Annotated in this window: 29 protein-coding genes; 24 read left to right on the forward strand and 5 right to left on the reverse strand. The window is 58.5% G+C overall.

The features are described from left to right. Nucleotides 1-125: 125 nt before the first annotated feature. Nucleotides 126-359 carry a transcriptional regulator gene (locus PcP3B5_RS22575; RefSeq protein WP_061562464.1) on the reverse strand — a complete coding sequence of 78 codons (234 nt, stop codon included), beginning with the start codon at nucleotides 357-359 and terminating at the stop codon, nucleotides 126-128. 100 nt (nucleotides 360-459) lie between these two features. Between PcP3B5_RS22575 and PcP3B5_RS32060 the strand changes: the two genes are divergently transcribed. The 8 genes from PcP3B5_RS32060 (at nucleotide 460) to PcP3B5_RS22620 (ending at nucleotide 4879) form a co-directional block, all read left to right on the forward strand. After that, nucleotides 460-1152: a LexA family transcriptional regulator gene (locus PcP3B5_RS32060; protein ID WP_061562465.1), complete on the forward strand. Its 693-nt coding sequence runs from the start codon at nucleotides 460-462 to the stop codon at nucleotides 1150-1152. Between the two features lie 26 nt (nucleotides 1153-1178). Further along, entirely contained in the window at nucleotides 1179-1775 is a 597-nt protein-coding gene (locus PcP3B5_RS22585) for a type VI secretion system-associated protein TagO (RefSeq protein WP_082816402.1), read from the forward strand. A 3-nt stretch (nucleotides 1776-1778) separates the two neighbouring features. Then, on the forward strand, nucleotides 1779-2090 hold the full coding sequence (locus PcP3B5_RS22590; protein WP_061562467.1) for a hypothetical protein: 312 nt from the start codon (nucleotides 1779-1781) through the stop codon (nucleotides 2088-2090). A gap of 30 nt (nucleotides 2091-2120) precedes the next feature. Then, nucleotides 2121-2600 carry a hypothetical protein gene (locus tag PcP3B5_RS22595; protein WP_061562468.1) on the forward strand — a complete coding sequence of 160 codons (480 nt, stop codon included), beginning with the start codon at nucleotides 2121-2123 and terminating at the stop codon, nucleotides 2598-2600. Nucleotides 2601-2660: 60 nt separating this feature from the next. After that, complete coding sequence (locus PcP3B5_RS22600; protein ID WP_061562469.1) at nucleotides 2661-2879, forward strand: hypothetical protein; 219 nt, start codon at nucleotides 2661-2663, stop codon at nucleotides 2877-2879. 351 nt (nucleotides 2880-3230) lie between these two features. Continuing rightward, nucleotides 3231-3461 (forward strand): hypothetical protein, encoded by a 231-nt coding sequence (locus tag PcP3B5_RS22610; RefSeq protein ID WP_420820140.1) that lies wholly within the window; start codon nucleotides 3231-3233, stop codon nucleotides 3459-3461. Between the two features lie 102 nt (nucleotides 3462-3563). Next, nucleotides 3564-4487, forward strand: coding sequence for a BstA C-terminal domain-containing protein (locus PcP3B5_RS22615; protein ID WP_061562471.1), 924 nt, complete (start codon nucleotides 3564-3566; stop codon nucleotides 4485-4487). Nucleotides 4488-4663: 176 nt separating this feature from the next. Continuing rightward, a complete protein-coding gene (locus tag PcP3B5_RS22620; protein WP_061562472.1) occupies nucleotides 4664-4879 on the forward strand; it encodes a hypothetical protein in 216 nt (71 codons plus the stop codon). Nucleotides 4880-4896: 17 nt separating this feature from the next. Here the strand turns inward: PcP3B5_RS22620 and PcP3B5_RS22625 are convergent, their stop codons facing one another. The 4 genes from PcP3B5_RS22625 to PcP3B5_RS22640 form a co-directional block, all read right to left on the reverse strand. Then, nucleotides 4897-5307, reverse strand: coding sequence for a hypothetical protein (locus PcP3B5_RS22625; RefSeq protein WP_061562473.1), 411 nt, complete (start codon nucleotides 5305-5307; stop codon nucleotides 4897-4899). After that, on the reverse strand, nucleotides 5304-5768 hold the full coding sequence (locus PcP3B5_RS22630) for an ImmA/IrrE family metallo-endopeptidase (protein WP_061562474.1): 465 nt from the start codon (nucleotides 5766-5768) through the stop codon (nucleotides 5304-5306). The genes PcP3B5_RS22625 and PcP3B5_RS22630 overlap by 4 nt, the downstream gene beginning before the upstream one ends. Nucleotides 5769-5879: 111 nt before the next feature. Next, nucleotides 5880-6143: a hypothetical protein gene (locus tag PcP3B5_RS22635; RefSeq protein WP_237143058.1), complete on the reverse strand. Its 264-nt coding sequence runs from the start codon at nucleotides 6141-6143 to the stop codon at nucleotides 5880-5882. A 14-nt stretch (nucleotides 6144-6157) separates the two neighbouring features. Continuing rightward, entirely contained in the window at nucleotides 6158-6394 is a 237-nt protein-coding gene (locus PcP3B5_RS22640) for a hypothetical protein (RefSeq protein WP_061562475.1), read from the reverse strand. Nucleotides 6395-6543: 149 nt separating this feature from the next. Here PcP3B5_RS22640 and PcP3B5_RS31630 point away from each other — a divergent pair, with 149 nt between their 5' ends. From PcP3B5_RS31630 to PcP3B5_RS22700, 16 genes are all read left to right on the forward strand, one after another. Continuing rightward, a complete protein-coding gene (locus PcP3B5_RS31630; protein ID WP_145923941.1) occupies nucleotides 6544-7053 on the forward strand; it encodes a hypothetical protein in 510 nt (169 codons plus the stop codon). Nucleotides 7054-7762: 709 nt separating this feature from the next. Next, nucleotides 7763-7975: a hypothetical protein gene (locus PcP3B5_RS22645; RefSeq protein ID WP_061562476.1), complete on the forward strand. Its 213-nt coding sequence runs from the start codon at nucleotides 7763-7765 to the stop codon at nucleotides 7973-7975. Nucleotides 7976-7978: 3 nt separating this feature from the next. Next, entirely contained in the window at nucleotides 7979-8242 is a 264-nt protein-coding gene (locus tag PcP3B5_RS22650; protein ID WP_061562477.1) for a hypothetical protein, read from the forward strand. Nucleotides 8243-8514: 272 nt separating this feature from the next. Next, nucleotides 8515-8709: a hypothetical protein gene (locus PcP3B5_RS22655; RefSeq protein ID WP_061562478.1), complete on the forward strand. Its 195-nt coding sequence runs from the start codon at nucleotides 8515-8517 to the stop codon at nucleotides 8707-8709. 190 nt (nucleotides 8710-8899) lie between these two features. Further along, on the forward strand, nucleotides 8900-9391 hold the full coding sequence (locus tag PcP3B5_RS31045; RefSeq protein ID WP_082656981.1) for an HNH endonuclease: 492 nt from the start codon (nucleotides 8900-8902) through the stop codon (nucleotides 9389-9391). Further along, nucleotides 9384-10490, forward strand: a complete 1107-nt coding sequence (locus tag PcP3B5_RS22660) for a DUF7666 domain-containing protein (protein WP_061563329.1) — start codon at nucleotides 9384-9386, stop codon at nucleotides 10488-10490. Before PcP3B5_RS31045 ends, PcP3B5_RS22660 begins: the two co-directional genes overlap by 8 nt. After that, nucleotides 10490-10981 carry an HNH endonuclease signature motif containing protein gene (locus PcP3B5_RS31050; RefSeq protein ID WP_082816403.1) on the forward strand — a complete coding sequence of 164 codons (492 nt, stop codon included), beginning with the start codon at nucleotides 10490-10492 and terminating at the stop codon, nucleotides 10979-10981. Before PcP3B5_RS22660 ends, PcP3B5_RS31050 begins: the two co-directional genes overlap by 1 nt. A gap of 96 nt (nucleotides 10982-11077) precedes the next feature. Next, nucleotides 11078-11404, forward strand: a complete 327-nt coding sequence (locus PcP3B5_RS22665) for a hypothetical protein (protein ID WP_061562479.1) — start codon at nucleotides 11078-11080, stop codon at nucleotides 11402-11404. After that, nucleotides 11401-11592, forward strand: coding sequence for a hypothetical protein (locus PcP3B5_RS22670; RefSeq protein ID WP_061562480.1), 192 nt, complete (start codon nucleotides 11401-11403; stop codon nucleotides 11590-11592). The genes PcP3B5_RS22665 and PcP3B5_RS22670 overlap by 4 nt, the downstream gene beginning before the upstream one ends. A gap of 287 nt (nucleotides 11593-11879) precedes the next feature. After that, nucleotides 11880-12023 carry a hypothetical protein gene (locus PcP3B5_RS31910; RefSeq protein WP_162493535.1) on the forward strand — a complete coding sequence of 48 codons (144 nt, stop codon included), beginning with the start codon at nucleotides 11880-11882 and terminating at the stop codon, nucleotides 12021-12023. A 162-nt stretch (nucleotides 12024-12185) separates the two neighbouring features. Beyond that, nucleotides 12186-13244, forward strand: a complete 1059-nt coding sequence (locus PcP3B5_RS22675; protein ID WP_061562481.1) for a coiled-coil domain-containing protein — start codon at nucleotides 12186-12188, stop codon at nucleotides 13242-13244. Between the two features lie 8 nt (nucleotides 13245-13252). After that, nucleotides 13253-14173 carry a recombinase RecT gene (locus PcP3B5_RS22680; protein WP_061562482.1) on the forward strand — a complete coding sequence of 307 codons (921 nt, stop codon included), beginning with the start codon at nucleotides 13253-13255 and terminating at the stop codon, nucleotides 14171-14173. Beyond that, on the forward strand, nucleotides 14170-14814 hold the full coding sequence (locus tag PcP3B5_RS22685; RefSeq protein WP_061562483.1) for a lambda exonuclease family protein: 645 nt from the start codon (nucleotides 14170-14172) through the stop codon (nucleotides 14812-14814). The genes PcP3B5_RS22680 and PcP3B5_RS22685 overlap by 4 nt, the downstream gene beginning before the upstream one ends. Next, nucleotides 14811-15263, forward strand: a complete 453-nt coding sequence (locus tag PcP3B5_RS22690) for a hypothetical protein (protein WP_061562484.1) — start codon at nucleotides 14811-14813, stop codon at nucleotides 15261-15263. Before PcP3B5_RS22685 ends, PcP3B5_RS22690 begins: the two co-directional genes overlap by 4 nt. Next, entirely contained in the window at nucleotides 15260-15724 is a 465-nt protein-coding gene (locus tag PcP3B5_RS22695) for a hypothetical protein (protein ID WP_061562485.1), read from the forward strand. The genes PcP3B5_RS22690 and PcP3B5_RS22695 overlap by 4 nt, the downstream gene beginning before the upstream one ends. Beyond that, on the forward strand, nucleotides 15721-15969 hold the full coding sequence (locus PcP3B5_RS22700) for a hypothetical protein (RefSeq protein ID WP_061562486.1): 249 nt from the start codon (nucleotides 15721-15723) through the stop codon (nucleotides 15967-15969). The genes PcP3B5_RS22695 and PcP3B5_RS22700 overlap by 4 nt, the downstream gene beginning before the upstream one ends. Nucleotides 15970-16201 lie beyond the last annotated feature (232 nt).

Raw genomic sequence — 16201 nt, forward strand, 5'->3', positions numbered from 1 at the left:
AGGGCACTTCTTCATGGCCGCCTGGAGCTGGCTGCATATCCGGTCAAGCCCGGCATACGCTTGGCTGGCAATCTGGACTTGGAGTTCGTTCATGGACTGCTCCTATGAATTCGTGCGGCTGTCGGCTAGGCGGCGGACGACCGGCGATTGCGCAGGTACGCCCAATCGATATCCGGGCGCAGCTGATCACAGCTGACGATCCCCTTGGTTTCCCGGTCGATGTCGATTGCCAGTGCAGCGCTCGCCCGGCGATGGCCGTATGCGATCTGCTTGATTTGTCCAGCGCTGGTCTTGCACCGAGCAGCAAATTCCTCCAGCTCCTCGCGCGACAGCGGCTTCATGTATTCGAGTAGGTCCATTTGTGCCTCCTGTTCTTGGAGCAAGATTAGCGTTTGCTAATGGCGCAAGCAATAGCAAACCGTAATTTACAGTTTGCTAACTGGCTGCGACGATCAACGGATGGACATGAACCGATTACGAGTCGAGGCCCTTAAGCGCCTAATGGGCGGCCTCACACAGGCAGAATTTGCGAATAGGCATGATCTCAATGCCTCCTACATTTCCCAGTTACTGAGCGGCACCAGGAACTTTGGGGAGCGCGCAGCGCGCAACATGGAGGAGAAGATCGGGCTGCCGCCTGGATCGCTATCCAGGCCGGACGGAGACGCCATTGATGGCGAATTCGTGAGGATATCGGGAGTGCTTCCACACTTTCAGAACGTGGAGGGCGGTCCGCTGGCAGTCAAGGACGGTTTGGTTCCAGTCGTAGGGATGGCGCAGTTGGGAACAGACGGTTATTTCGAGGCCCTGGATTACCCGGTCGGCCACGGGGACGGTTACATCAGGATCAGCAGCGATGACCCTAACGCTTACGCGCTGAAGGTTGTCGGCAACAGCATGGAACCGAGGATTCGTAGTGGTGAGTTCGTCATCATTGAACCGAACAAGCCTTACGTCGCTGGCGATGAGGTGCTAGTCAGGACGACAAGCGGTCAGTCCATGATCAAAGTCTTCATGTACGCGAGGGATGGCATGGTTCGCCTGCTGAGCGTGAACGATGCCCACCCTCCACTAACAATCGCCGAGACAGAAATCGAGAAGATCCACTTCATGGGGGCCATCTCGAAATCAACCAGGTACGTTGAGCTTTAGCCGGGCAGACAGATAAGGAGATCACATTGCGCGCCATAGCCATTACTGCAGCTTGCTCTGCAGCCATGCTTGCCTGTAATGCAAACGCATCCGAGAAGTGCATTGCAATCGCCTCAGATTCCGAGCGGCTGGCCTGCTATGACATGGAGTATCGGCCATCCCCGGTAGTGGCAAAGGTCAGTAAGTGGGACGTTTCTGAATCATCATCCAAAATGGACGACAGCAAAACGGTCAGCCTGCATCTGGAGTCTAACGAGCCGATCCAACGCAGGTTCGGTGGCAGTGAATCCGCAGACATTTACATCCGTTGCCAAGAGAAGAGCACTTCGATGTACTTCATCTACGCTGGGAATTTCCTGTCCAGCATTCAGGGGTATGGCGAAGTCACCTATCGCGTGGACGATCAAAAGCCAGTCACGCGTGAATTCGAGGAATCAACAGACAACAAGGCGCTCGGGCTATGGAATGGCGGAACGGCCATCCCGTTCATAAAGCGACTTTTTGGCAAAAACCTGCTGACTGTTCGGATTACCCCGTTCAACGAATCCCCTGTCACTACCCAATTCCAGATTTCCGGGCTCGAAGAAGCAATCAAGCCGCTGCGCGCCGCGTGTGGATGGTGATGCATGAAGAAGCTAGCAGTCCTTATCTCATCGCTTGCCGTAATTGGTGTCATCTATAGCCAAATCACAATCTTCGTCGTTCCTCCTATCGGCGCAGTCCCGGAGGGGCGCACCATAATCATGCTTCGACTGAACAAGACAAGGTTCATCGATAGCGCCGATGCGATGTGCGAGCGCATCCAGGGCGGCGTAAGTTTGCTGTGTCGCGGAATCACCACGGCCGCGGTGGTCGAAAACACTAAGATTCTCGCCCGCCTCCCCTATTCGAGATCCCTATACCTGATATCTACGGACGGCAAGACCTACGACCGCTGAGCACATCAACCCCAAGACAAGGAGGTCGCCATGCGCGCCCTAGCCATCGCCATCATGGCTTCAATCCTTCTGACGGGCTGCGCTATCGTCGGGAAGAGAATCACCGATGCGCAGATGCAGCAGGTCATTCCCGGGAAGACAGACCGGCAGGACCTGATTGCCCTCTTCGGGAATCCAATTTCAGAGACGCTCGACTCTGACGGAAATCGCACGCTCGGCTGGTCCTACGTGAACACCGGGTTCATGGGAATCGGAACAGAGATCCAAAGCGTCGGAATCCAGTTGGGCCCGGATGGCACCGTAAGCAAGTTCACCCGCGGCGGCACTGCACCGATCTCTCCCTATGAGCGGACTGTCCGCCCAGCACCTGTTCCCGCTTCGACAGCCCAGGCGCCAGTCCCTGCATCTCGCGAGCAATGGCAACAGCAGCAGCTCGACAAGCTGAACGCCGAGACCGGCCTGAGCTACGACGAGTACCAGCGCCGCTATAGGCAGATCATGGGGCAGTAATCGAGAAATGGTCTTCTCCTGTCTTGCGGTTAAAATGACGGCAGGCCTCAGGAGAAGGAAATGGTAGCGATCACCGCAATCTGGCGAGAGATAGCAGATATCGACACGCGCGACATGGCAATTACAGCGGGAGCGGCATCAGTGGCGGGTGGCATCTGCAGCACCCTGGTCCCGTTGCTGCTGCCATATGTCGATAAGAATCTTGCGATATTTATCGCCGGGGCAATTGGCGGCGTCGCCGGTCTTTGGCTATCGCGAAGGCTTAAGAAGGGGCGCTGATTGGTACAGCTTCTTTTGTCGAACATCGGCAATGCATCGACAGCGCTCTTCATCCTTTCTTTTGCTCTGGCCATGGCCATGGATTTAGCGAGAGGGCGCCAGGTCATACTTGAGCGAGCCCTTACATGCGGACTCTCAATGGCTAGCGCTCCCACGGGGATCGCGCTCATGGCTTGTGCATTCAAGCCTGATCTGATCCAGAAATTGGAAGGAGCAAGCCTTAGCTTTGCCGTTGGAGGCGCGGTCCTGCTTTTCATCTCGGTGAAATACGGAATCGGCAAGTAGATTTGCCACAAGCCATAGCGGACGGGGCAGCAGCTAGGCCATCTGTCGGAGCCTGTAAAAATGGGAATGAACAAACCCACCCAGCTGCTCAAGCACGATCTCAAGTCCATAACGGCAGACCTCAAGTGGGCATCCGTCGACCTGGTGAAGATCGCCGAGCGACTGAGCCAGTCAGGCAATGAGACTGACGCCTGGGCCGTACTCCGTATCGTTGGGGTGCTCATCAATGGTGAGGATCGTCTTGGCTCGTATGCTGATGAGGTCAAGGCGGGGCGGATAACGCGGAGCAAGGGGTGATGGGGCCGGGCCGCCTGGCGGGTAGGGGCTATAGGCAGATCATGGGGGAGTGAGTCGCTCGAGCAGGCCGCCTATTTCTTGTTTTAATTCAAAGGATTGCATATGAAAAGCACAGATTTACAGGCCGGCCGCGGGCAGATGCCTCTCGACCTCGGCGTTGAGGTTCAGCGTGATGTAAACGGCATCGAGATGGGGGTTCTAGAGAACGGCGTCCCATTTCTTACTCAACGCGGCCTGGCCCTGGTGGTGGGCATCGCACGCAGTGTGCTTCAGACAATTACGCAGGAATGGGAAGATCACTACGACGACGACGTCCTCGGAAAGGATCGTATCTCCACCATAAAGCAGATGCTTTTCCAGCGCGGATATACTGAGCGGAAACTCTACATAGAGACCATCAAGGATGGAACGCCACACTATTCATATCCAGATATAGTATGCATGGCGATACTTGAATTCTACGCGTTCGAGACTCGGTCTCCAAACCAGCAGGCTAGCGATAATTACAGGCGATTCGCTACTTACGGCTTGCAGCGGTTCATCTATGACTCCCTAGGCTATACGCCGGCGGACAAATGGAAGTATCACAATGACCGAGTATCTATTCTCAACAACACTGCGCCTATCGGTCATTTCACAATTTTCTCAGAAATCAATGGATTGGCAGTTGACCTGATCAATGCTGATCTTCCAGTGAACGACAAGACAATCCCTGACATCAGCGTAGGTCTCGCCTGGGGTAAGTATTGGAGAGACAATGATCTTGCAGTGATGTACGGCGCGAGGATCGAGTACGAGCACAATTTCCCAAGCTACTATCCACAATCCGCAAGCAACCCTCAAAAGCCTTTTGCATATCCTGATGCGGCACTACCTACTTTCAGGAACTGGTTCAGGGAAGAATACCTCCCTACCAAGTTCCCCAAGTACATACTGACGAAAGCCAAGGTACTGCGCGGAGGCACAGAAGAAGCGACAGCCATCGCCAATATGTACACGCAGGGGAAATTGCCTGGGCGAGATTAGAACCCAGCCCCGCACCGCGGGGCTTTTCGTTTCTGCCCCTTGACCGTCCTACTCGTTTTGGTAAATTTCTCCTGCCCTGGAGCTGGGAAGACAGCAGCTATCAGGACAAGGCCGCGCCATTGAGTGCGGCCTTTTCGTTTCCGGCCTAAGCTGAGTCCTCCGCTCTGGAGGTTTCCATGGCCGACTCCCCTCTCCCCGCCCTGCTCTACCGTCTCAACCTGAACATCAACGCCATCGGCTCGGCTGTCGAAGAGTTGGCGATCTGGGTTGAGCAACGAGGCTCCATCGAAACCTCAGACGCAGTGAAGCTCCACCTGGAGACGCTGACCGAGAACGCGGACTTCATTTCGGAGGCGCTGGTGGAGCTGATCGCGCGCGAAGAAGAGAGATAGCAAAGCCCCGCTGCGGGCTACTGCTTTTGGTCCTTCATGATGTCGAGAAGGTCCTTTGCCGTTTGCATGCTCAACGGCAGCGGCGAGTCCTGCCCCTCTGATGCTTTCTCCCGATGGTGGAAGTAACGCATCAAAGCTATGAGCAGGACCGTTGGTATAGACGCCAAAGCCAGAATGATAGGAATGTCAGTGGCTGCATGGGACTTAAAACTGAGCACGACATACCACTTCCCAAAGACGAAGCGACCATTACCGAGGAAGATGAACCCAACCAGCATAAGGTAGAAAAACCCAACCAATTGCATGGCTCGCCGGGCCAGCTTCTGCTCCCATTCGAAGCGCCAAATCTCCTTTCTCAGATAGTTCTGAAGGATTCTTGGATCTACGGAGCTTTCGCCTTCGGCCAATCCCTGGTCGTCGTTCCTCATAGGATGCCGAGGTTTCTCAGGCGATATTCCATTGCAGCGGTCGAAACACCGAAGGTAGCGGCCAGCTTTTTAAGATCGGCAACCTTCTCTTCGAAAATCATGTGCTTCACCAAGGCGGCGGGCATCAGAAGCGATGCGGCAAAGCGGTTTGCCGCAACCTCTCTAGGATCGCGCACGCTAGCGCTCATCTGCTTGTCGGTATCACGCGGGGCGTCAACATCGCCATTTATATGGTGCCCGATCTCATGAGCTACCGTGAAGCGACGGCGTACTGCGGAATCAGCAGGATTGTAGGTAATCAGCGGATCACCATCGCGATAGCTGTAATGGCCGCTTTCGCGGTCAAGCGGCGAACCTGCCTGAACCTCAATGCCCATCTTCTCGGCAATGGTGATGGGGTCGACTGGAAGCTTGAAGTCCCAATGAGCCTTCAGGACGTCAAGCGCGGTGCTGTATCTCATGCGTCCCTCCTCTCTATGGCTGATGACAAGCTTTTGGCGGCGACATTATGCTTGCGCCGCCGTAATAGTCAATTTGGGCGCAATTGGCATTGTTTGCAAGGGTGGTACGAGTCAGAACTGCTCGACGTCCAGCAGCGCCCAGGGCCGCAGTCCCTGCGCCTTGGCCTGCTTCTCGGCCGCCAATATTGCCTCGGTCCGGCTGATGCTCCGCGAGCGGTGCTCGAAGCGGAACGCCGGGCCGCTATCGCCCCTCACGCTCAAGACCACCAGGTAGCCGCCAACCGGCCTGCTGGCGTCCTTTGTCGTCTTCTTTCTCGCCGGGACTATGCCCAGGGCTTCGCGCATCTGTAGTTCGAGGTCTTCAGTAGATGACATGGCTGTTTCTCGCCTCAGCGCCCCACTTCCCTTCTGACCATCTCCCGATACTGCTCAGGCTGTAGCGCCTCGATCTGCTCTGCGGCCCACTCCCGCCACTTCCCCTTCCGCCGATCCTTCTCGCCCAGGATGCGCGCGGCCTCTCCCTTCGCTCTGTCCAGGTTCTGCTGCCAGTAGGCGAACAACTCCGACTTCTCGTCTTCTATCGCCCGGCGTTCGTCCATCGGTAGGTTCGCAAGGTTGTAGCTCATAAGCCCTCCGTTTTGAGGGGGGGATTGTACCTGATGGGGCGCCCATTCCCGCCTGATACGAAGCCTGAGGATACTTGGCGCGGTCAACGTCTGCGTGATGGCTACGGGCCAGGATGATAGGATGCCGGTTTCACCTCAAGGAGAGAGCCATGCGACACGCCATTACCGCCTTCCTGGTATCTGCTTCTCTGCTAGCTGGGTGCGCAGCTTCTAGCCAGTCGTCTAGATCGCAATACACAGCAGTGCCTGCAAAGAAAGATCCACACACTTTCAAGCCGATTGATTTTGAGTACGACTCAAAATTGCCAGAGGCGACGAATTTCTCCCGACAACTGGACATACCAATTTTCCAGTGCTCTCTTGAGGCGGAAACTGGCAGCTATGCCGTTCGCTACGGGGATAGACAAGGCATTGCTGAATATACTCAATCGCTGCTCGACTGCATTAAGCACGCTAGAGGCGAGAGTGATGCTGCCGTCTCCCGTCTGAAGGCCGCGAAAGTCCCTAGAAAGCAGTCCGATCTAGCAAAAGACCTTTACGCCAAATGGTCAGCCTACCTATTGACGATGAGCCCCTATTCCCGTCCAGACCTTAAGGCCAAGGCCGACTACCTTGCTGCCAAGCAGGCGCTCATCACAGAAGTGAAATTCTCGGAGTAGCCAACGCCCGCCAGTTACCACTGGAAGCCCGCCGCGTGCGGGCTTTTTTGTGCCTGCAAGAAAAAATTTAGCGTTTGCTATTGCAATGCAATTTAGCAGTTGCTAATTTTACCTCACACCAACGCAATCCACCGCGCTGGCAAGGCAGAGATGCCTCGGCGAAGCCGGAAGCTCTTTTCACAATTCGGGAACCCTCTGCTGCACCACCGTCGCGACGACGCTGGAAGAGGCAAAAGACGCAGCCTGAGCTGGGCCAGATAGTCCAGCCGTGCAAGCCCATGCATTGCACGCGACGTCGCTCAAGTCACCTGCCAATAGACCAAAGAAGCAAACGCAGGAGTGGGAATGAACCCCGACATGGAGAAGCGACCGAGATGACACCAATAGGAGGAACCCACCCATGCAGTAACAAGCCCAGCCGATGTTCGGATCGGCACCTCGCGAGCAGCTGCCCACATCACCAGGCCGCCGGGCTGCAGTAGGCCGCGAGAGAAATCGGAACCCCATGACCTGCTCCGTATGCCGATTGAAGGCGCAGCGAGGGAAGCCCAAGGCCAAACACATCGAGTCCGAGCTGCTATCGGCAGTGGTGAGGACAGCACCACCCGCGGGTTGTAGAAGCCCAGTTAGGCGAACGCGGAGCAACACCGATTTCCCAGATGCCCTTCGTAAGAGGGGCATCGAGGAAGTCAACCAGGAGGAAAGGCTCATGAACATCAGCGTTTTTAGCTTCAGCGCCTACAAGCTCGACGTAAACCCATCAAGTCGAACCGAGGTCAGCGTTTCTGCCTATGACGCTGATGGCGCCTCGGTGCTGGAGAACTTCGACATCGAGCAGATCGTTAACCACTTTGGCGCCGAGGCCCTTCTCGATGAGATCGGGGAGCAGGTCGCCCGCCGCCACTTCGACATTGAGGGATAAGAGATGGCCGCTACCTACGGGCGCAGCCCGGCAGAGATCGCCGAGGACATGGTGCTGACCATGGCCTCCCCCATCTTCAACATCAGCCGCGAGTTTGCAGCGCGTTATTGCGAGCAGCGCTTTGAGCTCGAATCAGCCAAGCCCATTCGTGAGCAGGCAGCGGAACTGCTGGATGGGTGGGAAGGCACGAACGCGAATATCGCCGCAGCGATGCAGCTTTGGCCGGTTTGGTGCTACGCCACTCGTGCGCACCGGTCCAACACCTGACCCGAAACACGCCGCGCGAGACGCCAGATTGCTGAGCGCGGCGGGAAAGCATCACTTCTGCACCTGGGCGACCGGGTGCAGCGGGATGACAACCGGAGGAACCAGCAATGGCCACCAAAGCTTACGAGTGCGGCCGATGCAATGAGGTCTATGAGTAGCACTGGCAAGCTGAGCGGTGCTGCCAGCCAGAGATTTACGACGTCTGGACCTGCGATATATGCGGCGAAGTCCATGAAGAGAAGGACGACGCAAATAGCTGCTGCCACGACAAGATGCCTGCCGAGGAGACCGTCAGCTGCCCGAACTGTCTTCGTCTGCACGCCCATGCGCAACAGGTCTACGCGATTGAGGTCGCCGGGCACTGCTCCGAATGCAACCCGAACTACTCGCTCGATCAGCGCTGGAGCATCGAGGACAAGCTCGAAGAACTGGCAGACGAGCGTGCCGTGCAATGCGGCAGTACCTGATCAAGCGCCATCTGAACCACGGCACCGAAGACCCGCGATCGGCAGCCTGACTTCCCCGGCAAAGACGCCACCTCTTAGCCCGGTTCGCCGGGCATTTTTCCGCCCTCTTTCGCATGCCGACGCATCGCCGGCAGCCGAAATCGCGCACCAGCCCTCGGCCAAGGGCATTCGCACTCAAAAGGAACGCATCATGACCAGTAAAAACGTACTGACAGCGGAGCGATTGCGCTCGCTGATGGAGTACTCACCGGAAAGCGGGGTGTTTACGTGGCTTAAGGGTAAGAGAGCTGGGCATGAAGCAACTTCTCGACATGGATGCGGATACCTAACAGCGCGAGTTGATGGGCGCGCATACCTTCTGCATCGCCTCGCTTGGCTGTACGTACACGGACGATGGCCCAACGACCAGATCGACCATATCAATGGGGATCGATCTGACAACAGGCTCTCCAATCTTCGCGAATGCACAAACGCAGAAAACTGCCAGAACGTCAGGGCTCACTGCGACGGATCGGGTTTTATCGGTGCCGCATTCGATAAGCGTCGAGGCCGATGGCAAGCAGGCATCGGGATAAACGGACGCCGACGATTCCTGGGTTATTTCGACACCCCTGAGCAAGCCTCAGCTGCATATCAAGAGGCCAAGAAAAACATTCATGCATTTGGAGGCAAGAATGCCTAATCGCGCACCTGCAAAAGAAGAGGTCGTTACCTCATTTAAGGGCTTCAACCAGGACCTGACCTGCCGCGGCTACCAGTTCGAGATCGGCGGCACCTATAAGCACGAAGGGGATGTCGAGGCATGTGCCTCCGGCTTCCACGCCTGCGAGTATCCGCTGGATGTGTTGGGCTACTACCACCCTGTAGGTAGCCGCTTCGCGCTGGTCGAGCAGTCCGGCGACCTGAGTCGCCACGACGGCGATTCGAAGGTCGCCAGCCGCAAGATATCCATCAAGACCGAGTTGACCATCGCGGGCCTGGTGAAGGCGGCCATCGAGTACACCACCAGCCGGTGCAAGCCGGTCGACCCGGAGTCGCCTGCGTCGAGCACCGGCGACTACGGCGCGGCGTCGAGCACCGGCAACCGCGGAGCGGCGTCGAGCACCGGCGACTACGGCGCGGCGTCGAGCACCGGCAACTACGGCGCGGCGTCGAGCACCGGCGACCAGGGCGCGGCGTCGAGCACCGGCGACTACGGCGCGGCGTCGAGCACCGGCGACTACGGCGCGGCGTCGAGCACCGGCTACCAGGGCGCGGCGTCGAGCACCGGCTACCAGGGCGCGGCGTCGAGCACCGGCTACCGCGGAGCGGCGTCGAGCACCGGCTACCAGGGCGCGGCGTCGAGCACCGGCTACCAGGGCGCGGCGTCGAGCACCGGCGACTACGGCGCGGCGTCGAGCACCGGCTACCAGGGCGCGGCGTCGAGCACCGGCGACTACGGCGCGGCGTCGAGCACCGGCAACTACGGCGCGGCGTCGAGCACCGGCGACTACGGCGCGGCGTCGAGCACCGGCGACCAGGGCGCGGCGTCGAGCACCGGCGACCAGGGCGCGGCGTCGAGCACCGGCAAGCACTCGGTGGCAATGGCATGCGGAATCGAAGGCAAAGCCAAGGCATCCGCCGGTAGCGCCATCGTTCTCTGCTACCGAGACACCGACGCGGAAGGCGATGACTACGCCCGAATCGTGCACATCAAGGCAGCCATCGCCGGACAGGACGGCATCAAGCCGGATGTTTTCTACGTTCTCAATAAGAACGGTGAGTTTGTGGAGTGCGATTAATGAAAACCGTAGAAGAACGTTTCTGGGAGAAGGTCCCAAACAGGCCAGAAGAAGGGTGCTGGGAATGGGGCGCATCAACTAAGCCTGAGGGCTATGGACAAATGAACGTGAATGGCCGCCCGGCATTTGCGCACAGAGTTAGCTTCGAGATCGCGAATGGACCAATCCCCGCTGGGATGTTGGTGAGGCACAAATGCGATAACAGCCTGTGTGTTCGTCCTGATCATCTGGAGCTCGGAACGCAGACCGACAACATGCGAGACATGATTTCCAGAGGGAGAGCCAGACATCCAGGACAGCCAGGAGAGCTCAATCCTGCCGCCAAGTTAACTAATGCTGAAGTCTCTGAAATTCGCTCGGACACGACTAGAAGTCTGTCTTCACTGGCGCGCGAGCATGGTGTCTCGCCACAGCGGATTTCGCAAATACAACAGCGCAAAACTCGCCATCAGTTGAGCGCCGAAGGCGAGTTCGTCGAAGTCGACGAATGACCAGAACAGCGAACGAGTCGAGGGGCTAGCGCAGCCAGGCCTGACACATCCGGGGAAGTGCCCGGCGCTCGTCCTAATCCCTCCCAGGAGGAAACCATGAACGCAGTCCAGCACTTCAAAGCGGAGGAGGAAGACTCGCTCCGCCGCGAATACCTCACCGAACAGGTGGCCCAGCTGCTCAAGGGCAACGACGCCGACAACGTCCTGTTCTTCACCAAGACGCGCCCACAGGTCGTTCAGGGGTTCGCTGATGCGGTCATGGAACTGCTTGGTGAGCTTGGCGGCCGGGAATGTCCTGTGGTGCAAATCCTCATCGCCCTGGAGCAGGACAAGCCTGAACTGGCATCGGCCATCTACCATGCCAGGTTGCGAGAACACATCGTTGCCCTGGCCGAGCAGATCATTCAGGAGCGTGCCGCATGAAGTACGACGTCGATCTTCACTATCCGAAGCAGACCCGCCAGCCGGTCTATACGGTTCGCCTTGAGGCGATCAGCGAAAGCCAGGCCGTGGCCCATGCCAAGATCTTCGCGCGCCAGGAAGGCTGGAAAGGCGATCCGCTGAAGCATCGCGTGTACCAGGCCAGGGAGGACGAAGCATGGTCTGCATAGCTGCTACCTTCCCGGACTTGATCAAAGCCCTGCACTGCCAGGGCTTTTCTTTGCCCGTCTTCCGGCGCTCGCCGTTCAAGCAGGCTGGGCGCTGGGTGTGCGAGGTGTGCGATGGCCGGTAAAGCTTCAGCAAAGCGCGCACACGCTGTGGCTAAACGTGCCGCACGCCTGTACCGCGACGGACTATCGCTAACGCAGATATCGGAAGCGACCGAAATCCCGCGCGAGCAGGTCAAATCACGGATTGAGTTAGGCCAACGTCTTCTGCAGTTGGAGGCACAGCCGTGATGCGCAAAGCCCTCCAGAACGGCCTGATCCTCGCCGTCGTCTCCATGCTGATCTTCTTCAAAGCCATCGAGTTCGCCGACGCGATCACTGGCCGGCACACCATCGAACAGCCCATTACGTACCCGAGTTCGGCGGGCGGGTAGTCCTGATATCCGAAACGGGATCAGCCGGTGAGTGCCCGGTGAGTTAACCCCGGCAGCCAAGGCCCGGAGCGCCCTTTTCTACGCCCGTGCGACTTGGCCGAGTGGCGCCGTAAGCGCCTCCCTTCTTTCAACTGGCTGCGCGATGCGCGGCAAGGACTCCCTATGAACGCAGCAACCGAAATTGCCTTGGTACCCAAGGAAAACGCCCTGCAGGTCTACAGCGCCGAGAATGGCCTTGACCCTTACCTGCAGCAGATTCGCGCCGAGATAGACTCCTTTGCGCCCGACGTGAGCACTCGCAAGGGTCGTGAGGCAATCGCCTCGATCGCCCACAAGGTTGCCCGCTCCAAGACTGCGCTCGACAACATCGGCAAAGACCTGGTGGCTGAGCTGAAGGAAGTCCCGAAGAAGATCGACGCCGAGCGCAAGCGTATGCGCGATCTGCTGGATGCCTGGAAGGATGAGGTGCGCCGACCGCTGACCGAGTGGGAAGAGGCTGAGGCGGCACGGGTAGCTCGCATCCAGGCCCAGGTAAGCCGGCTGGCTGATACCGATTTAACCGACATGTCGGCGGCGGATATCAAGGCATCGATCGACAACCTTGAAGCGCACGTCATCGATGCGCGCTACGAGGAATTCGAAGCCGAGGCACATCGGATAAAGGCATCCAGCCTCTCCACCCTTCGCGAAGCCTTGGTCAAGCGTGAACGGCAAGAAGCCGAGCAGGCCGAACTGGAGCGCCTGCGCGCCGAAGCAGCGGCACGCGAGCAGAAAGAGCGCGAGGAGCGCATTGCCCGGGAAGCGGCTGAAGCCGAACGACTGGCCGCCGAACGCCGCGCCCAGGAAGAGCGCGACGCCGCCACTCGCCGCGAAGCAGAAGCCAAGGCTGCTGCTGAGCGCCGTGAATTGGAGCTGAAGCTGCAGGCCGAGCACGCCGAACGCGAGAAGGTGGAGGCTCAGCGCCGCGCCGAACAGGCAGAGCGTGATGCTCAGGCCCGCGTCGAGGCAGCCGCTGCGGCTGAACGCCAACGCCAGGCCGACGAGCAGGCCCGCATCGAACGCGAGACCGCTGCCCGCGAAGCCGACAAGGCCCACAAGAAAGCCATCAACAATGAAGCCCTGGCGGCTCTGATCGCCGGCGGCATGCCCGAGGAATGCGCCAAGCAGGCGATCACCCTGATCGCTCAGCGCAAGGTTCCTCACATCACGATCAATTACTGAGGTTCACCATGGCCAACGACCTTGCCCTCATCGAGCAGGACATCTATGGCGCCCGCGACTCGTTCGCCAGCGTCCTGACCGACAGAACCCTGAACTTCGAGCGCGAGGCCGGCTTCGCCATCCAGGCCATCGCGGCGAATGACTACAGCATCGGTATCGCGAAGAGCAATCGGCAGTCTGTCGTCGATGCGATCACCAACATCGCCGCCATCGGCATCAGCCTGAACCCTGCCAAGAAACAGGCCTATCTGGTTCCTCGGGACAAGAAGATCTGCCTGGACATCAGCTATATCGGGCTGATGGATCTCGCCATGGCAACCGGTGCGATCCGGTGGGCGCAGGCCGAATTAGTCTATAGCGGCGATAGCTTTGCGCTGAACGGCTTCGACAAGCCTCCTTCTCACTCCTACCAGCCATTCGCCAAGGATCGCGGTGATGTAGTTGGCGTGTACGTGGTGGTGAAGACCGCAGACGGTGACTACCTGACCGAGACCATGAGCATCGACGACGTGAATAAGATTCGCGACCGGTCGAGCGCCTGGAAGGCATGGATCGAGAAGAAGAAGTCGTGCCCCTGGGTCACTGATCCAGGCGAGATGGCTAAGAAGACCTGCGTCAAGCGTGCCTACAAGTTCTGGCCGAAGACCGAGCGCCTGGAGCAGGCCATCCACTACCTCAATACAGAGGGAAACGAGGGGCTGGCCTCCCTCAACCGGCAGCCGGACAGTGATCTGTCCGAGAAGTGGATTTCTCTAGCTGTCGAGGCCGTATCCGCCGAAGCGCTCAGGTCCGTATGGACCCAGGGACTAGCCGAGATTAAGAAGGCCGGCGATATGGCGGCCTACAGCAAATTCAAGGCCTGCATCGAGAAGCGCAACGAGTTCTTCAAGGCGCAAGAGGCCAACACCATCGAGGGTGAAACAGCATGATCCTCATCGAATGCGATCAAGGCTCGGAACGCTGGCATTCGGCGCGGGCTGGAGTAATCACCGCCAGTATGTTCGGTGACGCACGGGCGAAGCTGAAGACTGGACCAAGCAAGGGGAAACCGACTGCTGCCGCCCTGGACTATGCATTCAGGCTCGCCGTTGAGCGCATCAGTGGAGAGCCTCTGGATGGCGGTTTTGAAACCTGGCAAATGCGCCGAGGCAACGAGCTCGAACCTCAGGCCCGAATGGAGCATGAGATACAGACCGGCCTCTTTATACAGCGTGCAGGGTTCGTGACCACCGACGATGGATGTTTTGGTGCCAGTGCCGACGGCCTGATCGGCGAGGACGGGGGCAGCGAGTACAAGTGCTTCCTGGCCCCCGAGAAGCTCCGCGCCTTCCACATCGACAACGACGCCAGCGGGATCATGGACCAGGTGCAAGGCTGCATGTGGATCACGGGCCGCAAGTTCTGGCACGTCGGCATGTACTGTCCTGCACTGGAGCCTGTAGGCCGTCAGCTCTGGTGGCAGGAGTTCAAGCGCGACGACGACTACATCGAGGCCCTGGAGGAAGACCTGTGGCAGTTCAAGCTGCTGGTCGACCAGTACGAGGCCAAGCTACGGGAGAAGGCAGCATGAGTATGATCCCCATCTACTACCGCACACGTCATCCGCTGAAAGATCGTCGAGATGAACTGGCCGGACTAATCGAAGAGTTCTTGGCGCACGGCGGCGAGATTCAACAGATCCCTGACGGGGTATCTGGCTTCGAGGACTCACCCACCTTCAACCATGCCATCTCTCACCCTGAGCGTCGGGCTCACGAGAAGAAGCTGTCGGCCAAGGCGCGCAGTAGCGACATGAGCCTGGCCATCGAGGGTCACAAGAAGGCAGCGCAGCTCACCAGAGATCAGAAGTCTCGAGAGCTTCGCAAGATGGCGGCGGATGGAATGTCGATCCAGGCATCCGCCAAGGCCATGGGCATCTCCTACAACTACGCCCGCCGCATTGCCAACGAAAACCAGATCACTTTCCGGACTAGGACGATCAAGGACGTCGCGGACAAGTTCTGCGGAGATGCGCCATGAGCAAGCGGAAGCCGAACAACATGCGTCATCGCATGGAGCGATCCTGCCGCGCGCTGCTCAGATCGAACCACGTCGCAGTGGTCAACCTCGACCCGAGCGGCCGTCAGGGCATGGTCAACTGGAAGAACTGCAAGTCCATCCCGCCGGGTAGGCAGATCGCCGACGCTATCTGCGATATCGCCCACAGATGGACCATCTACATCAGCGCCTTCTGCATCGACCAACGCGGCCAGCGCTACATCAAGTCGGTCGAGATCGCGCCGCAGGGCATCTACCTGGCGGCGCACCTCACCGATGCAATCGAGGCCACCTACAAGGCCCTGGTCGATGAGTGCAATCCGAACCACCTGGTAGCATCCGGCTGGATCGCCATTCCCTCCGCCGTCTCGCTCGACGAAGACCAGGCCGCGCGCGTGTTTGATGCCGTAGGTGCCTGGGATCAGCAAATGGTGGCCGCATGACTGCCAAGACAGCAGCCGAACGCAAAGCCGAACAGAGAGAACGCGACAAACTGAAGGAGGCCGAACGCCTGGCGCGCCTCCTCTCCCGCCGCATCAGTCTGGACCTGTTCAAGGCCACTGACATGGCACTGATTCGCACCATGGCAAGGCTTGGAATCGACAAGCCGCAGGACGTGATTCAACGCCTGATCCATGGCTCTGACCGACTCGACGACGAATCACTGGCCGAGCTGACCAGCTATTAGTCACGCCACCTTGTCACGCATCACTTAAGCCACCCCACCCCATCCCTTACACGCCATAAGCAGTAGCGCTTAGGCGGAGCTTTGTCTGGAGAAATCATGAAGCTCACAACAATCCCTCGCATCAAGGGTATCGACCTGCGCCGCAAGAGATTCCAGGCGAGGCGCCGGCTGTTCGCGCACAAGAAAGCGTGGCCGATGCATGGAGGCCCGTTGCACAAGGCATGGCTCTGCA

The organism is Pseudomonas citronellolis (assembly GCF_001586155.1).
GTDB lineage: Bacteria > Pseudomonadota > Gammaproteobacteria > Pseudomonadales > Pseudomonadaceae > Pseudomonas > Pseudomonas citronellolis.

What these genes read in the sequence shown, in the direction of transcription:
- PcP3B5_RS22575 (WP_061562464.1), bottom strand. Translation starts at nt 359, where the DNA reads ATGGACCTACTCGAATACATGAAGCCGCTGTCGCGCGAGGAGCTGGAG.
- PcP3B5_RS32060 (WP_061562465.1), top strand. Translation starts at nt 460, where the DNA reads ATGGACATGAACCGATTACGAGTCGAGGCCCTTAAGCGCCTAATGGGC.
- PcP3B5_RS22590 (WP_061562467.1), top strand. Translation starts at nt 1,779, where the DNA reads ATGAAGAAGCTAGCAGTCCTTATCTCATCGCTTGCCGTAATTGGTGTC.
- PcP3B5_RS22595 (WP_061562468.1), top strand. Translation starts at nt 2,121, where the DNA reads ATGCGCGCCCTAGCCATCGCCATCATGGCTTCAATCCTTCTGACGGGC.
- PcP3B5_RS22600 (WP_061562469.1), top strand. Translation starts at nt 2,661, where the DNA reads ATGGTAGCGATCACCGCAATCTGGCGAGAGATAGCAGATATCGACACG.
- PcP3B5_RS22610 (WP_420820140.1), top strand. Translation starts at nt 3,231, where the DNA reads ATGAACAAACCCACCCAGCTGCTCAAGCACGATCTCAAGTCCATAACG.
- PcP3B5_RS22615 (WP_061562471.1), top strand. Translation starts at nt 3,564, where the DNA reads ATGAAAAGCACAGATTTACAGGCCGGCCGCGGGCAGATGCCTCTCGAC.
- PcP3B5_RS22620 (WP_061562472.1), top strand. Translation starts at nt 4,664, where the DNA reads ATGGCCGACTCCCCTCTCCCCGCCCTGCTCTACCGTCTCAACCTGAAC.
- PcP3B5_RS22625 (WP_061562473.1), bottom strand. Translation starts at nt 5,307, where the DNA reads ATGAGGAACGACGACCAGGGATTGGCCGAAGGCGAAAGCTCCGTAGAT.
- PcP3B5_RS22630 (WP_061562474.1), bottom strand. Translation starts at nt 5,768, where the DNA reads ATGAGATACAGCACCGCGCTTGACGTCCTGAAGGCTCATTGGGACTTC.
- PcP3B5_RS22635 (WP_237143058.1), bottom strand. Translation starts at nt 6,143, where the DNA reads ATGTCATCTACTGAAGACCTCGAACTACAGATGCGCGAAGCCCTGGGC.
- PcP3B5_RS22640 (WP_061562475.1), bottom strand. Translation starts at nt 6,394, where the DNA reads ATGAGCTACAACCTTGCGAACCTACCGATGGACGAACGCCGGGCGATA.
- PcP3B5_RS31630 (WP_145923941.1), top strand. Translation starts at nt 6,544, where the DNA reads ATGCGACACGCCATTACCGCCTTCCTGGTATCTGCTTCTCTGCTAGCT.
- PcP3B5_RS22645 (WP_061562476.1), top strand. Translation starts at nt 7,763, where the DNA reads ATGAACATCAGCGTTTTTAGCTTCAGCGCCTACAAGCTCGACGTAAAC.
- PcP3B5_RS22650 (WP_061562477.1), top strand. Translation starts at nt 7,979, where the DNA reads ATGGCCGCTACCTACGGGCGCAGCCCGGCAGAGATCGCCGAGGACATG.
- PcP3B5_RS22655 (WP_061562478.1), top strand. Translation starts at nt 8,515, where the DNA reads ATGCCTGCCGAGGAGACCGTCAGCTGCCCGAACTGTCTTCGTCTGCAC.
- PcP3B5_RS31045 (WP_082656981.1), top strand. Translation starts at nt 8,900, where the DNA reads ATGACCAGTAAAAACGTACTGACAGCGGAGCGATTGCGCTCGCTGATG.
- PcP3B5_RS22660 (WP_061563329.1), top strand. Translation starts at nt 9,384, where the DNA reads ATGCCTAATCGCGCACCTGCAAAAGAAGAGGTCGTTACCTCATTTAAG.
- PcP3B5_RS31050 (WP_082816403.1), top strand. Translation starts at nt 10,490, where the DNA reads ATGAAAACCGTAGAAGAACGTTTCTGGGAGAAGGTCCCAAACAGGCCA.
- PcP3B5_RS22665 (WP_061562479.1), top strand. Translation starts at nt 11,078, where the DNA reads ATGAACGCAGTCCAGCACTTCAAAGCGGAGGAGGAAGACTCGCTCCGC.
- PcP3B5_RS22670 (WP_061562480.1), top strand. Translation starts at nt 11,401, where the DNA reads ATGAAGTACGACGTCGATCTTCACTATCCGAAGCAGACCCGCCAGCCG.
- PcP3B5_RS31910 (WP_162493535.1), top strand. Translation starts at nt 11,880, where the DNA reads ATGCGCAAAGCCCTCCAGAACGGCCTGATCCTCGCCGTCGTCTCCATG.
- PcP3B5_RS22675 (WP_061562481.1), top strand. Translation starts at nt 12,186, where the DNA reads ATGAACGCAGCAACCGAAATTGCCTTGGTACCCAAGGAAAACGCCCTG.
- PcP3B5_RS22680 (WP_061562482.1), top strand. Translation starts at nt 13,253, where the DNA reads ATGGCCAACGACCTTGCCCTCATCGAGCAGGACATCTATGGCGCCCGC.
- PcP3B5_RS22685 (WP_061562483.1), top strand. Translation starts at nt 14,170, where the DNA reads ATGATCCTCATCGAATGCGATCAAGGCTCGGAACGCTGGCATTCGGCG.
- PcP3B5_RS22690 (WP_061562484.1), top strand. Translation starts at nt 14,811, where the DNA reads ATGAGTATGATCCCCATCTACTACCGCACACGTCATCCGCTGAAAGAT.
- PcP3B5_RS22695 (WP_061562485.1), top strand. Translation starts at nt 15,260, where the DNA reads ATGAGCAAGCGGAAGCCGAACAACATGCGTCATCGCATGGAGCGATCC.
- PcP3B5_RS22700 (WP_061562486.1), top strand. Translation starts at nt 15,721, where the DNA reads ATGACTGCCAAGACAGCAGCCGAACGCAAAGCCGAACAGAGAGAACGC.